This window comes from Sorangium sp. So ce1504 (assembly GCF_051521635.1).
Classification (GTDB): Bacteria; Myxococcota_A; Polyangia; order Polyangiales; family Polyangiaceae; genus Sorangium; species Sorangium cellulosum_B.
The window spans coordinates 11055395-11069729 of the sequence record NZ_CP150365.1; the positions used below are offsets into that span (position 1 = coordinate 11055395).

Annotated in this window: 11 protein-coding genes; 8 read left to right on the forward strand and 3 right to left on the reverse strand. The window is 73.9% G+C overall.

Annotated features, from left to right (window positions below; all coding sequences use genetic code 11):
- The 5 genes from WMF39_RS41655 (at position 1) to WMF39_RS41675 (ending at position 6183) form a co-directional block, all read left to right on the forward strand.
- Positions 1-1764 carry an MXAN_5187 family protein gene (locus WMF39_RS41655; RefSeq protein ID WP_437741993.1) on the forward strand — a complete coding sequence of 588 codons (1764 nt, stop codon included), beginning with the start codon at positions 1-3 and terminating at the stop codon, positions 1762-1764.
- 41 nt (positions 1765-1805) lie between these two features.
- Complete coding sequence (locus WMF39_RS41660; protein WP_437741994.1) at positions 1806-3377, forward strand: OmpP1/FadL family transporter; 1572 nt, start codon at positions 1806-1808, stop codon at positions 3375-3377.
- A 170-nt stretch (positions 3378-3547) separates the two neighbouring features.
- The gene (trxB, locus tag WMF39_RS41665; RefSeq protein ID WP_437741995.1) at positions 3548-4507 is read left to right on the forward strand and encodes a thioredoxin-disulfide reductase; all 960 of its coding nucleotides are present in this window, start codon (positions 3548-3550) and stop codon (positions 4505-4507) included.
- 10 nt (positions 4508-4517) lie between these two features.
- Positions 4518-5609 (forward strand): uracil-DNA glycosylase family protein, encoded by a 1092-nt coding sequence (locus WMF39_RS41670; protein ID WP_437741996.1) that lies wholly within the window; start codon positions 4518-4520, stop codon positions 5607-5609.
- A gap of 1 nt (position 5610) precedes the next feature.
- Complete coding sequence (locus WMF39_RS41675) at positions 5611-6183, forward strand: DUF2085 domain-containing protein (RefSeq protein WP_437741997.1); 573 nt, start codon at positions 5611-5613, stop codon at positions 6181-6183.
- 3 nt (positions 6184-6186) lie between these two features.
- On the opposite strand, the gene WMF39_RS41680 is transcribed toward WMF39_RS41675, so the two are convergent.
- A complete protein-coding gene (locus WMF39_RS41680; protein WP_437741998.1) occupies positions 6187-7242 on the reverse strand; it encodes a hypothetical protein in 1056 nt (351 codons plus the stop codon).
- Between the two features lie 735 nt (positions 7243-7977).
- Positions 7978-8757, reverse strand: a complete 780-nt coding sequence (locus WMF39_RS41685) for an ExbD/TolR family protein (protein WP_437741999.1) — start codon at positions 8755-8757, stop codon at positions 7978-7980.
- A 62-nt stretch (positions 8758-8819) separates the two neighbouring features.
- Between WMF39_RS41685 and WMF39_RS41690 the strand changes: the two genes are divergently transcribed.
- From WMF39_RS41690 to WMF39_RS41700, 3 genes are all read left to right on the forward strand, one after another.
- Positions 8820-10448, forward strand: a complete 1629-nt coding sequence (locus WMF39_RS41690; RefSeq protein WP_437742000.1) for an AMP-binding protein — start codon at positions 8820-8822, stop codon at positions 10446-10448.
- Positions 10449-10549: 101 nt separating this feature from the next.
- Positions 10550-11155 carry a hypothetical protein gene (locus WMF39_RS41695; RefSeq protein WP_437295507.1) on the forward strand — a complete coding sequence of 202 codons (606 nt, stop codon included), beginning with the start codon at positions 10550-10552 and terminating at the stop codon, positions 11153-11155.
- 133 nt (positions 11156-11288) lie between these two features.
- Positions 11289-13277 carry a hypothetical protein gene (locus WMF39_RS41700; RefSeq protein WP_437742001.1) on the forward strand — a complete coding sequence of 663 codons (1989 nt, stop codon included), beginning with the start codon at positions 11289-11291 and terminating at the stop codon, positions 13275-13277.
- A gap of 113 nt (positions 13278-13390) precedes the next feature.
- Here WMF39_RS41700 and WMF39_RS41705 read toward each other — a convergent pair whose 3' ends face one another.
- Positions 13391-14308 carry an alpha/beta fold hydrolase gene (locus WMF39_RS41705; protein ID WP_437742002.1) on the reverse strand — a complete coding sequence of 306 codons (918 nt, stop codon included), beginning with the start codon at positions 14306-14308 and terminating at the stop codon, positions 13391-13393.
- Positions 14309-14335 lie beyond the last annotated feature (27 nt).

The window sequence follows — 14335 nt, forward strand, 5'->3', positions numbered from 1 at the left end:
ATGCTGCTGTCGCGTTTCTGGTACGGGGTGCTCGCGCTCGCGCTCGGCGCCGCGGTCTTCATCCTCTTCGTCGCCGCGCAGCTCTACAACCGCTCGAGCCACCGCGCGATGAGCGAGGCGCTCAGCGCCGACTCCAGCGCGGTCGAGTGGTTCCTCAACGACGACGCCCGGAAGCGCTCGAGCGCGCTCATCCGGGTCGCGCTGAACCCGGCCCTGCGGACCGCGCTCGCCAAGTCGTCGGCCGAGGCCAAGCCCGGCGCCGAGCTGCGCGAGAAGGCCCGCACCGCGCTGCGCACCGCGACCGCGGAGGTGCCCCCGGAGCTCAAGTTCGATCACGTGTGGGCCGTCGACGCGGCGGGGCGGGTGATGGCGTCGGTGGACTTCGAGCACCGCGAGGACTGGGAGCTCGGCGGCTACCCGCTGGTCGCCGACGCCCTCCACGGCTGGATCCGCGATGACGCGTGGGTCTGGAAGGGCCGCATCCTCCGCGTCGTGGCGCGCCCCGTCGAGCAGGACGTCAACGGCGAGCCGGTCGGCGCCGTGATCGGCGCCAAGATCATCGACGACACCTTCGCCCGCGCCGTCACGAAGCGCACCGGCGCCGCGGTCGGCTTCTACGCCGAGGGGTCGCGCGTCGCCTCCGGCGCGCCCGAGGGGTTCGACAAGTCGAACCTCGACCAGATCACGCAGGATCTGAAGCTGCTCGACGACAACAAGGACTACATCGAGAAGGGGCGCTCGGAGGTCCGCGTCATCGGCCAGCACCTCGGCGTGGTCTACGCGCGGCTGCCCGGCGAGGCGTGGGAGCTCGGCGCCGGCTACGCGGTCGGCCGCCTCGCGGCGTCGGTCGACTCGCCGCTCAACTTCCTCGACAAGGCGAACAACGACGACAAGAGCGAGGTGCCCACGGTGCTGATCCTGGTCGGCGTCCTCGCCATGGCCGCGATCGGGCTGGTGCTCTCGTTCCTGGAGCACACGCGGCCGCTCCACGTCTTCCGCGGCGAGGCGGCGCGCTTCTCCAAGGGCGAGGTCGACGTGCTGGCGCCGAGCCGCTTCCGCGGCGCCTACCGGAAGATCGCGGCCGACATCAACGACGGCGTCGAGAAGGTGGCCGCGAAGGGCGGCGCGCCCCGGAAGGCCGCCGACCTCGAGCAGGTGCTCGGCCCGATCCCGACGCAGCCGGCGATGAGCGCGTTCTCGGTGCCGCTCGGCCCCGGCGAGCCGCGCCCTGACTCGCGCCCCTCGTACCCGAAGCCCATGGTGAGCCCGCGCGGCCCCACGCGGCGGCCCGGCTCGCACCCGCTCAGCGGCCCGCCGCCGGCCCGCGACTCCGTGGAGCCGGTCGAGGCGATCGAGGAGGTCTCGGACGCGGGGATGGCGATCTCCGCCCTCGAGCCCGCGGGCGCTCCCGGGCGCCCGCCGCCGCGGCGCCCGCCGCCGCCGCCGCCGCCCAGGGCGCCGGGGGCGCCCGCCGTGCCGAACCCGCTCCCCGAGCCGATGAGCGCGCCGGAAGCGCCGGCCGCGCGGCAGGACGGCGCCGGAGATCCGGACGAGCTCACCGAATGGAACGCCGTCTACGACGAGTTCCTGTCGGTCAAGCAGCAGTGCGGGGAGCCCACGAACGCGCTCACCTTCGAGAAGTTCAAGGGGACCCTGCAGCGCAACAAGGACGCGCTCGTGGCTCGCCACAACTGCTCGCGTGTTCGCTTCACGGTCTACGTGAAGGACGGCAAGGCGGCGCTCAAGGCGTCTCCGGTGAAGTGAGGCCGAGCGGCGGGGATCGCCGCGCGGCGGGGACGGGGGTCATGAGACGAGGATCTGCCGGCGCCGCGGGCGCCGCGTTCGCTGCGATGGTGGCCGCCGGCGCCGCGCGCGCGTCGTCGGGGCTCGACTCGCCCGACATCGGGGTGCTCCAGCTCGGCCGCGGCGGGGCGTGGGTCGCGCGGGCGGACGATCCGCTCGCCGCCTACTTCAACCCGGCGGGGCTCGCCGCGCAGCGGAGCGGCGCCCACGGCGGCGTCCACTTCATCCAGCTGGCCCAGTGCTTCACGAGGCTCGGCCCCGGCGGCCGCCCCGTCCCGCCGAGCGCCACGACGGCGATCCCGGCGCCCGGCAGCGACGGGGGCCCCGACCCCGAGGTGTGCGCCGAGGGCGGCCTGTTCCCGAACCCGCAGCTCGCGGCGACCCTGCGCTTGAGCGACGCGCTCGCCCTCGGCGTCGCGGTGCTCGGCCCGCACGGCGTCGGCGAGCGGGCGTGGCCCGAGTCGCTCCGGTACACGCACCCGAGCTTCGGCGACATGACGCAGCCGTCGCCCCAGCGGTACCTGCTCACGTCGCTCGACGCCCTGATGTTGATGCCGACGCTGTCGGTCGGCTTCACCCCCGCGGAGGGGGTCTCGCTCGGCGCCGGCTTCATCTGGGGCACGGCGGCGATCGATTTCGTCAACTTCAGCGAGGCGCTCTCGGGCGAAGGGGGCGACGACTTCAAGGCGCACGGCGATCTGCGCACGCGCGCGGAGGTGACCGACCTCTTCATCCCTGGCTTCGTCCTCGGCGCGCGCTGGGCGGCGGCGGCTCACCTCGACCTGGGCGCATGGTTCAAGTGGCAGGACGCCGTGCGCGCGAAGACCGATCTCGCCATCGAGTCTCGCTACTGGACGCCGGCAGGGGCGAAGGACGAGGACCCCTGCAGGGGCGAGGCGCCGGAGTGCAACGTCACCGAGGAGCAGGGCGCCGGCGATCTCAGGATGCGGATCCCCATGGAGGCGAAGCTCGGCCTCCGGTACCACATGCCCCGCGCCGGCGCGCGGCGCGCGGTGAACGCACGCCGCGCCTCCGCCGCCGAGCCCCGCGTCCGCGACCCGATGGCGGATGACCTCTTCGATGTGGAGCTCGACTTCACCTGGGCCAACAACAGCGCGGTCGACGCGATCGAGGTCCGGTTCCGCGAGGGCATCCCCGTGCGCGGCACGAGCGTGGGCACGGTGCCGCCCAACGCCGACGTCCCGCACCGCTGGCGAGACGTCCTGGGAGTCCGGCTCGGCGGCGATTTCGTCGTGCTCCCGAGCCTCCTCGCGCTGCGCGCCGGCGGCTTCTTCGAGAACAAGGGGCAGGACGACGCCGATCTGAACCTCGACTTCCACCTCGGCTACCGGATCGGCGTCGGGGCCGGCGTGACCGCGCGAGTCGGCCCGGTCGACATTTCAGCCGCGTTTCAGCACACGTCCTTCGGTGCGCTGGACAACGGCGGGAACGGGCGCCTCAAGGCCGTATCCGGCGCTGCGCTGAGCGGCTACCGCAGCATCCAGAGCGTCAACGGCGGCCGCTTCGAGAGCAGCCTGGACGAGTTCGGTCTGAGCGGAACCATGCGCTTCTGAGCGGGCGGCTGCTCGGGCGTGGCTCCGACGTGCCTCCGGCGTGCCTCCGGCGTGCCTCCGGCGTGGTGGAGCGGAGCGCAGGACGCGCGGAGCCGCGGCGCAGCGGAGGCGCGCCGGACCGCCGGGGCGGTCGACGCGGAAGGCGGTCGCGCCTATAAGATGCCTCCACCATGAGTGAATCGAACGTCCGCAACCTGGTCATCATCGGCTCCGGCCCCGCCGGGCTCACCGCCGCCATCTACGCGGCGCGCGCCAACCTGAAGCCGCTCCTCATCGAGGGCTTCAGCGCCGGCGGCCTGATCCCGGGGGGCCAGCTCATGTTCACCACCGACGTCGAGAACTACCCCGGCTTCCCCGAGAAGATCACCGGCCAGGAGCTGATGCAGCGCTTTCGCGATCAGGCCGCTCATCAGGGCACGGAGATCGTGACGGCGGACGTGACCAAGGTCGAGCTGACGGGCCACCCCTTCAAGGTCTGGGTGGAGGACACGCTCTACCTGACGAAGGCGGTCGTGATCGCGACGGGCGCGCGCGCCAACTACCTCGGCCTCGAGAGCGAGGACAAGCTCAAGAACAAGGGCGTCAGCGCCTGCGCGGTCTGCGACGGCGCGCTCTTCCGCGGCCAGGACGTCGTGGTCGTCGGCGGCGGCGACACGGCGATGGAGGAGGCCACCTACCTGTCCGGCCTCTGCAGCAGCGTCACGCTGGTGCACCGCCGCGACGAGTTCCGGGCGTCGAAGGCGATGATCCAGCGCGTGGTCGAGAACCCGAAGATCAAGATCCTCTACAGCCACGTGGTGGAGGAGGTGCTCGACGTGAAGGCCGATATGGTGACGGGCGTCCGCGTGAAGAGCACGAAGACGGGCGACAGCCACCTCGTGCCGGCGGCGGCGATGTTCGTCGCGATCGGCCACACGCCGATGACCGATCTCTTCGTCGGGCAGCTCGACACGCACCCGAACGGCTACCTGAAGACGGTGCCGGGCTCGACGCGCACCAACATCCCGGGCGTCTTCGCCGCGGGCGACGTGCAGGACTGGAACTACCGCCAGGCCGTCACGGCCGCTGGCACGGGCTGCATGGCGGCCCTCGACGCGGAGCGCTGGCTCGCGCAGCAGGGCGGCCACTGAGAGGACGGCCATGGTCGAAGCGCTGCGCGAAGAGCTCGCCGATCTGACCGCCTCGGTCCGGGCGTTCCTGGAATGGCACGCAATGACCGGCGCGGACGGAATGCCGGGCCACCCTGCTGCGCTCCACGAGGCGCTGGGCGCGGCTTCTTCGGACGGCGCTACGCCGGCGCCTCGGCGGCCAGAGCGCGGCTTCTCCGGGCAGGATGCGCCCTCGCCGCCGGTGGCGCGAGGGGGCAGCGGCGCGGCGTTCTCGCCGCCGCCGCCGCGCGGTGCCGCCGCGAGCGCCTCCCTGCCGCATCCGGAGCAGCGCGGAGCCGCCGCGAGCGCCTCCCTGCCGCATCCGGAGCAGCGCGGTGGCGCTCCGCAGCCGGAGCAGCGCGGCGGCTTCGAGTCGCAGGGGGCGTGGTCGCCGACGCAGGCGCAGCGAGGTCCCGAGCCGTCGCCCCGGCCTGCCGTGAGCGCCGCACCGGCACCTCGCGCGGATACGGCTGCACGCGCGAGCGCAACGCTGCCTGACACGAAGGAGGAGCGCGCGGCGCGGCTCTCGCTCCTCGCGGAGGAGGTCCGCACCTGCCAGAAGTGTCCGCTCCACGAGGGCCGCACCCACACGGTGTTCTCGCGCGGCGACCCGAGCTCCGCGGTCGTGTTCGTCGGCGAGGGGCCAGGGGCGGAAGAGGACCAGCAGGGGCAGCCGTTCGTCGGCGCGGCGGGGCAGCTGCTCGACAAGATGATCGCGGCGATGGGGTACCACCGCGACGAGGTCTACATCTGCAACATCGTGAAGTGCCGGCCGCCGAAGAACCGGAAGCCGGAGCCGGCCGAGATGGCGGCCTGCAGCCCGTATCTCACGGCTCAGCTCGCGCTGATCAAACCGAAGGTGATCGTGGCGCTCGGCGCCACCGCGGTGCAGGGGCTGATCGGCACGAGCGAGGGGATCACGAAGCTCCGCGGCACGTGGAAGCTCTACAAGGGATCGATCCCGATCATGCCCACGTTCCACCCGGCCTACCTGCTGCGCCAGCCGAGCGCGAAGCGAGAGGTCTGGAGCGACCTGAAAGAGGTGATGCGCCACCTCGGCAAGAGCGCGCCCGACAGGGGCTGAGGTGGCCGCGTGCGCTTCCGGGCGCGGGCAGCCAGCGGCTCAGGTACCCGCCGTCCGCGCAGGCGCGGAGCCGCACGCGCTCGCCGCTGTCGGCGCAGGCGCCGAGCCGCACGCGCCCAGCGAATCGAGCACGGCCGAGCGGCCCTCGCTGCTGTCGATCGTGCGCTGCGCGCTGGTCCTCCTCGGCGCCCTGCCCTGGAGCCTCCCCGTCGCGCGGAGCCGCGCGCCGCTCGGAGAGCTCGGCGCAGCGCTCGATCGTGTCTTCGCGCCGATGTGCCACCGGATGCCCGAGCGATCCCTCGCGCTCGACGGCGTCGTCATGCCGCTCTGCAGTCGCTGCGCTGGCATCTTCGCCGGGCTCGCGGCGGGCGCCGCGATCGCGCGCCCTCGCCTGGCGATGACGGCGTGGCGCCCGATCCTCATCGCCCTCGCCGCGCTGATGGCGGTCGACGTGGCGACCCAGGACCTCGGGCTGCGCCCCGTCTGGCATGCGAGCCGCCTCGCCACGGGCGTGGCCTTCGGTTATGCCGCGGCCGCGGCGTTCCTCGCGCAGATCGCACGCCGCCCGCTCTGAGCGCTACTTGCGGCCGCCCATGGCCCTGCACTCGTGGACGGGGCCCTTCGTGGCGTTGCGAACGCAATCGCTGTACGCGGCGATGCCGTCCTTCCACTTGCCCGTGTCCTGGAGCGCCGAGCCCAGGTAGAGATAGGGGAGCGCGTCGCTCGGATCGGCCGCGATGGCCGCGCGAGATGCCTCGATCGCGTCCTTGTACCTGCCGCGGTTGAGGAAGCTCAGCGCCTCCTTCTTCAGCTTGCCCGCGTCCACAGCGCCGGCCGCCGGCGCCGCGGCCTTCTCCGCCTCAGCCTTCTCCGCCGCGGCCTTCTCTGCCTCGGCCTTCTCTGCCGCGGCCTTCTCTGCCGCGGCCTTCTCTGCCTCGGCCTTCTCCGCCGCGGCCTTCTCTGCCTCGGCCTTCTCCGCGTCGGCCTCCACCTTCACCGGATCGGGAACGGCGCCGGCCCCTTTTGCAGAGGACTCCGTCAGCGCCGATTCGGTTTGCGCAGGCGTCTTCGCCCGTGCCGGAGAGGGAGCGCCCGCCGCGGCCAGGAGCTTCGTCTCGACGAGCGCTGGCTTCGGAGCCGGCGCGGCCATCGCGACCGGCGCAGGTGAGGACGGCTTGCTCGAGAACACCGCCTTGGCGACGACCGCCACGGAGATCACCCCGGCGAGCCCCGCGACCGCCGCGACGATCCGACGAAGGCGCGCCCGCCGGGCGAGGGTCTCGGGCGACAGCTGATGAACCACGACGAGGCGCTCGTCAGCGCGATCGTCGGGGCCGCTGGCCACCTCGGCGAGCGGCGGGAACGACTCTTCCTCCTCGCGCCGAAAGAACGCCGCCGTGGGCGAGGAAGGGTCGATCAGATCGAGCGCATCCTCGTCGGACGCCAGCTCATCGGGCGGGGACGCAAGGGTACCCGGCTGGCTCAGGGCGCCGGCGTGTGGAGCCATGATCAATGGGTCGTGCTCCAGCGCCTTGTCAGGGTCCGCGTCGTCCGTGTCGCCTGGAACGGCGCGCTGCGCGGCGAGCGCCTCGGACGCCGGCGCGAGCACGGCGACCGGTGCAGCCGCGGCCACCGGTGCAGCCGCAACGACCGGCGCAGCCGCAACGACCGGCGCAGCCGCAACGACCGGTGCAGCCGCGGCCACCGGTGCAGCCGCAACGACCGGCGCAGCCACGGCGACCGGTGCAGCCGCAACGACCGGTGCAGCCGCGGCCACCTCCGCGACGATCGGTGCGGCGGGCGCCTCGAGAGCCGGCGACACAGCGGGAGCGTCGTCCGCGGCGCTGGCTGCCAGCGCAGGAGCGGCGGAACACTCAGCTACCTCGGCGACGACGTCCGAGCCGCTCGCGACCGGCCTCGCGGAGTCCCTGGTCGCGACGGCCGGCCCCTCAGGCGCCGCCGACACCCGCGGCTGGGAGGCCCGGGGACGGAGACTTCGGCCCCTGTTCGCGCGGGCCGATCCAAGAAGTCGCTTCGACATGTCCGAACCATCCTCCCGTGATTGTCACGCCCCCGATGGCGCAGGGGACCGGCGACTCGCCCTATTCATGATCCAGGCCGACCCCAACGGCGAGCGCTCGCCCGCGCATTTCCGTGCCTTCGCAGCACCATCGCCTGTGCCGAATCGTGCCGCGGTCACCCCAGCCAACCCTACCCGCGCTCGAACGAGCACACACGCGATCTCGCCCCACCGCGTTCGACAGCCCCTCCGCAAAAATGCGCACCGAGCGCACCCGCTGCCCCCTGCGGCCGGTGCGCCCCGAAGGCACGGCGATCCACGCGATGGAGCCCCCCGGCGCCGCGCACGTCAGCCTCCACCGAGCTGCACAGGCCGCCCCGCGACCGGGGCAGCGCGGAGCAGGACGAGCGTGTCGAGCTTCTTCTTGGCGTCGGAAGCCATGACCGTGCCGGCCAGGTTGTGCGCCATCTCCCAGGGCACCTCGTCGTCCGCCGAGAAGAACGCCACCGTCGCGCTGCACGCGGCGATGTCCTTCGTGAGCTGCTCGCCGGTGTTCGACAGATCCGGGCCGGCGAGCCCCTTGCGCTGCTTCTTGCCCATGCCGCCGCCGAACGGCCAGATCGCCGTCGCGAGGTCCTTCAGCACCATCGTGCTGACGGCGCAGGAGGGCGGCTTCGACGCGCGCCCCTCGGGGACCACCGTGATCTCCTTCGGGAGGTCGTCTCGCCCGTCGGTCTTGATGACGACCTTCGGCGCGCCGGCCGCGCCGAGCTCGGTCACGACGGCGGCGACGGCGCTCGGCTTCGCCCTCTTGTCGGCCAGCAGCGTCACGGGCTTGCCCTCGATCGGCAGCTCGCGGATCACCTTCGTCAGCTTCTCGGGCCCCTCCTTCTGCGCCAGATCCACGCGCTGGCCGCCGATGTAGGGGCCCATGGAGTCGACGAGCAGCTCGGGCATGCCCTTCGGCTTCGGCGGCGCGACGGGCGCCTCGGCGCTCGGGGCTGCCGTGGCGACCGCGCCAGGCTCGGCGGGCTTCGGCGCGCTCTCGCACGCCGCCGCGGCCAGGATCAGGCCCGCGGCGACCGCGAGGCGCGGCGAGGCGCTGACAAGGAGGCAGGAAGCTCTCATGGCGCGGCAGTGTAACCAACCGGCCTGGCTCCGCGCACCTCCGCTGTGCGAGAGTCCGCGCGATGGCTTCCCCGCTCGTCGAACGGCTCGCGCAGCTCGGCTCGTCCGCCCGAACCGCCGTCGAGGACGAGCGGGGGCAGACCACCTTCGCGGCGCTCCTGGAGCGAGCCCTCCGCGTCCGCGGCGCGCTGCTCGCCGGCGGCTCGCGGCGCGGCGCGGGTGAGGCCGAGAGCCCGGGCTCCCTCGAGGGCGAGCGTATCCTGCTCCTCGTGTCGCCCGGCGCGGCGTGGGTCTCGGCCTTCCTCGGCGCCCTCCTCGCCGGGGGGATCGTGCTGCCGCTGTCGGCGCTCTATCCGCCGGCAGAGCTCGAGTGGCTCGCGAGCGACGCGGGCGTGCGGCGGATCATCACCGACGGCGAGCTCGCCGCCGTGGCCGCCCCGATCGCGCAGGGCCGCGCCGTGCTCCGCGTGGAGGATCTCGAGCGCGCCGCACCCGGGAGAGACGCGGCGATCTTCGACATCGCCGCGGACGATCCGGCACTCCTGCTCTACACGAGCGGCACGACCGGCAAGCCGAAGGGGGCGCTGCTCACGCACCGCAACCTGGCCGTGCAGGCGGAGCTCCTGCGCGCGGCCTGGGGCTTCTCGGATCAGGACCTGTTGCTGCACGCGCTGCCGCTGCACCACCTCCACGGCGTCGTCATCGCGCTCATGACGTCGCTGCTCGCGGGCAGCGCGACAAAGATGCTGCCGCGCTTCGACGCCCAGCGCGTCGCCGCCGAGATCGCGCGCCGCTCGGTGACGTCGTTCATGGCGGTGCCGACCATGTACCAGCGGCTGTTCGAGCACGTCGACCGGGGCGGCGCGCCCGGCTTCGCCGCGGGGGCGAAGGCCCTGCGGCTCGCGACGAGCGGCTCCGCGGCGCTGCCGGTGACGCTCGCTGAGCGCTGGCGCGACCTCACCGGCACGATCCCGCTCGAGCGCTTCGGGATGACCGAGATCGGCGTCGGCATGAGCAATTCGCTCGATCCAGGCGCGCGGCGGGCAGGCTGGGTCGGCTTCCCGCTGCCGACCGTCGAGGCCCGCATCACGGACGACGCGGGCAACGCGTGGGCGCCGGGGGAACGACCGCCGGGGGAACGGCCGCCGGGCGACCCGCCAGCGCCGCGCGACGCCGCGGTCGCGCGAGGCGAGCTCTGGATCCGCGGGCCGAGCGTCTTCAAGGGATACCTCGGGCGCGAGGACGCCACCGCCGCGGCCTTCCAGGACGGCTGGTTCCGCACCGGCGACGTCGCCGAGCGCTCCAGCGACGGGTGCTTCCGGCTCCTCGGGCGGACCTCGGTTGATATCCTCAAGAGCGGCGGATACAAGCTGTCCGCCCTCGAGATCGAAGAGGCGCTGCGGGAGCACGGCGCGATCGCCGAGGTCGCGGTGATCGGCGTCCCTGACGAGGCGTGGGGGGAGCGCGTCGTCGCGGTCGTCGTCGCCGCGCCCGGGCGAGAGGCGGAGTGCGCCACCGGACCGCTCCGCGCCTGGGCGAAGGAGCGCCTCGCGCCCTACAAGGTCCCACGCGAGTCGATCGTCGTGCGGGCCCTGCCGCGCAACGCGATGGGCAAGGTCGTCAAACCAGAGCTGGTGAAGGCCATCGCAGCGGGCATTGCCGTGGAGGAGCGCGGCCCTCTCGCGCGGTAGACGCGCGAGAGGCGCGGTCGTCGCTGAGACGCGCGGTCGTCGCTGCTTGACCGACGCGCTCGGCTCCGGCCTACTCGACGCCGATGCAGCCTGCCAGCCCCATGGTCCAAGCCCAAGCCGCGTACGGCGGCCTCGCGGTTCAACCGTTCTCGCACCCCACGTACACGATCAAGCGGCCCTTCTGGTCGCTGCTCGGCCGCAAGTTCCACGTCTATGCGCCCGACGGCTCTCTCGTCTGCTTCGTCAAGCACCCGCTGCTCAAGCTGCGTGAGGAGTTCACCCTCTTCGCGGACGAGTCGGAGTCGCAGCCGCTGCTCACGATCCGCTCGCGGCAGGTCATCGCCCTCAACCGGTGCCTCGACGTCCTCGACGCGCGCACCGGCGAGCGCGTCGGCACCATCCGCTCGCGCGGGCTCAAATCGATCGTCCGCGACACCTGGGACATCCTCGACCCCGCGGATCAGCCGGTCGGGCTGATGCAGGAGGACGGCGCCGCGCTGCTCCGCCGCATGTTCCCGCTCCTCATCGGGAAGTGGCACATCGAGCTCCATCAGCAGGAGGTCGCGAAGGTGAAGCAGGTGTTCCGGTGGTTCGTGAAGGAGTTCACGCTCGACCTGTCGATGAACCAGGGGCGAATCGACGCCCGGTTCGCCATCGCCTGCTCCCTGCTCGCCCTCATGGCCGAGACAGCGCGCGAGTCCCGCTAGGCCCCACCCGAGACCCGCCGCGGCCTCGCGAGAGGCCCGCGGCCGGCGCGGCCTTCGGTCGCGCGCTCGGCGGTCGCGCGCTCGCTCGCCGAAACTTGGCCCATTTCCGCGAGCTCTGCGAGGGTCCCGCGCGATGCGCCTCGATCCTGTCTCCCGCCTCGACTCCGCCTCCGAGGAGGGCCGACCGACGTCCCCCCCTGCGCCCCCGTGCGGCACGGCCCGCTTCGCCCCGAGCGGGCAGGGCGCCGACTCCGAGCGCGAGCTCAGGTCGCAGCGCTTCCTCTGGGCGAGCGCCCCGGCGGCGCCCGACGGGCAGCTCCGCGCGACGATCGAGGAGGCCGTCGAGCTCGCGCTGGCCCTGCGCGGCGCGCTGCCGCCGCGGGTCCAGGAAGGCGCGCCGGTCGAGGTGGTGATCGCTGACCAGATCTTCCGGGCCAGGGCGCTCGGCGCCGCGGGCCTCGCCGTCGCCCTTCCGCGCCTCGCGGGCGGGCGCTCAGCCTCGCCGCGCGCGCTCCACCCGGACGACAGCGCGACGCTCCTCGCCTGGCTCGGCGCGGCGCGCGAGGCGCCCCTCGCCCTCGTCTTCGACGCGGATGACAGGTCCGCGCAGGTGCTCGCGCCGGTGCCCCTCGCGGACCTCGTCGAGAGGAGCACGCGCGACGGGTACGGCGGCGTCTCCGCCATGTCCCCGCGCGGGCAGGCGCGGAGCCTCGCGGCGCGCGGGGAGGAGCGCCCCGTCGGGCCGGCGCAGCCGAGCGCCGGCGCGAGAGCCCCGGTCGAGGCGCTCCCGGCGAGGCCGACAGCCGTGGACGAGGCGCACGAGGCCGGACCGACAGCCCCGGACGAGGCGCACGAGGCCAAGCCGACGGCCCCCGAAGCGCACGGAGCGCCGGCGTCGCCCGCCTCCGCCGAAGGGCGGACGGACGGGCGGTTGCGCGGCGTGCTGCCCCCCCGCTCCTCGAGGATCCGCCGCGCGGACGCGCCGGCGGCCGTCGCCGGGAGAAGCGCCGTCGCGGCGCGGGCGCCGGGCGCGAGCACGCCGCCGGCCACGGACGAGACGGCCGCGATGGCGCCCGCCAGCGGCGCGCCGGGCGCGCCGGCCGCCGAGCCGGGGGCGCCGCACGAGGAGCGCGGCGCAGCGATGACGCTCAGGCCGCCGCGAGGGGCGCACGAGGCCGCGCCGAGCGCGCCGAACGCGCCAAACGTCGACGGAGCCCAGGCGGACGCCGACGCGCCCCCGCAGGCGCGGCGGGAGCGGAAGGCGCCGCGCGACCGGATCCTCAGCGCGGCGGAGTGGCGCGCGCTCGCCGTCGAGCTCGACAACGCCCGCGGCCCGAAGCCGGTCCGGGTCATCGAGCAGCTGTTCGCGACCCACTACACGCCGCTGCTCGGCGCGACGCTCGCCGGTGAGACGGACGCTGCCGTGCGCGGCGTGGTCGACAGCTGGAGGACCAGCTTCGAGCACAGCTACCGGGAGGCGTTCTCGGCGCTGCGCGTGACCGGCAAGCGGCCGCCCATGGTGTTCGACGCCCCGGACATCGCCGCCCGCATCGCCCGGCTCAACGGGGCGCGCGGGGTGAAGCTCCTGCTCGTGGACGCGATGCGCTTCGATCTCGGCGAGCGGGTCGCCGCGCACCTGAAGGAGATCCTGGTGGATCGGGCCATCCTGGTCGAGCGATCGCTCCTCTGGGCGGCGCTGCCGCCGACGACGACGGCGCAGATCTCGCTGCTCGCCCGAGGGCCGGACGGCCTCCGCGAGACGATGCCCCCGAGCGAGGCGGAGCCCGCCATCGCCCGCGGGCGCGCGGTCGCGACGCTGCGGCGCGAGCGGGTCGGGTCGCGCGAGCTGATGAAGCTCGACCTCGTGGAGGCGCGCCTGCGCGCCGCCGGGCCGCCGTTCGCCGAGCGGATCGAGGCCATCGCGGAGGAGGTCGCCGACGTGATCGCGCGGTTCATGGCCAGCCTGCCGCCGCGGACGCTGCTGCTCGTGTTCGGCGACCACGGGTTCCGCATGACGCCGATGGCAGACGGCAGCGCGACCGGCCCGGCGTCGCAGGGCGGAGGCTCGCCCGAAGAGGTGCTCGTCCCGGCGCAGGCGTGGCTCGTCGGCGGCGTGCACTGAGCGGCCCTGGACTCGACAGGGGCGCGCTGGCGTTCCTGGACGCCGTTTCCCGGTTCCTGGACACCCACCGGCCCTTCCTGGAGGGCACGGCCGTGTCATGGCGCCCAGACGGGCTACGCGGAGGGCGCTGCTCCGGCCGAGAGAAACGCGGTGAGCGCCGGGAGGACGAGCGCCGGATCCTCCAGGTGGGGCGCGTGCCCGAGCGGCACCATGTGCAGCGTGGCGCGCGGGATCGCCGCGGCCGCGGCGATGCCGATCGGCGCCGGGAACACGTCGTCGCGCTCGCCCCAGAGCACCAGCGTCTCCACGTCGATCTCGCCGAGCCGCGGGAGGCGATGGGGAACGGCGCCGAGGGCGGGGAACAGCGCGTTGAACGCGGCGACGGGCGCGACCCGGCCGTCGGGCACGGCGTAAAACTCGCCGTGCAAGGCGGCCAGACGCTCGCCGAGCGGGGTCGGCCGCGGCGGACGGAGGCGGCGGAAGAGCGCGGGGCCGAGCACCCGCACCAGGCGCTCCGGCGGGGCGCGGAAATAGGCGCGGCTCCACGCGGTCATGACGGGACCGACCCCCATCGCGCCGATGAGCACGAGCTTCCGCGGGCGCGCGCGCTTGCGGAGCGCGATCTCCGCCGCGACCAGCGCGCCCAGGGAGTGGCCGACGAGGGCGGCGCCGCCGAGATCCAGCTCTAGGAGGAGCTCCTCCACGGGATCGGCGAAGAAGCGGAGGCCTTCCTCGAAACCTCCGCCCTCGAAGGGCGGAGACGACGCGTGACCGAAGCCGGGAAGATCCACCGCGACGACGCGGTGGCGCCGCGCGAGCTCGGGGAGCAGCGGGAACCACGTCGTCGCGGCGTTCCCGCGGCCATGCAGGAGGACCACCGGCGAGCCGCCGCCGCCCTCCAGGTAGCGGAGCGTCGAGCTCAGCGCGGCGCGGCGGTGCACCGCGAACGGCGGCGCGCCCGCGGTGAGCTCCGCAAGGATCGCGCTCTCGACCGGGCCCAGGCGGGAGACGACGGCGTGGACGTTCGTCACAGGCGCATTCCGTAGCGCGATCGAAAC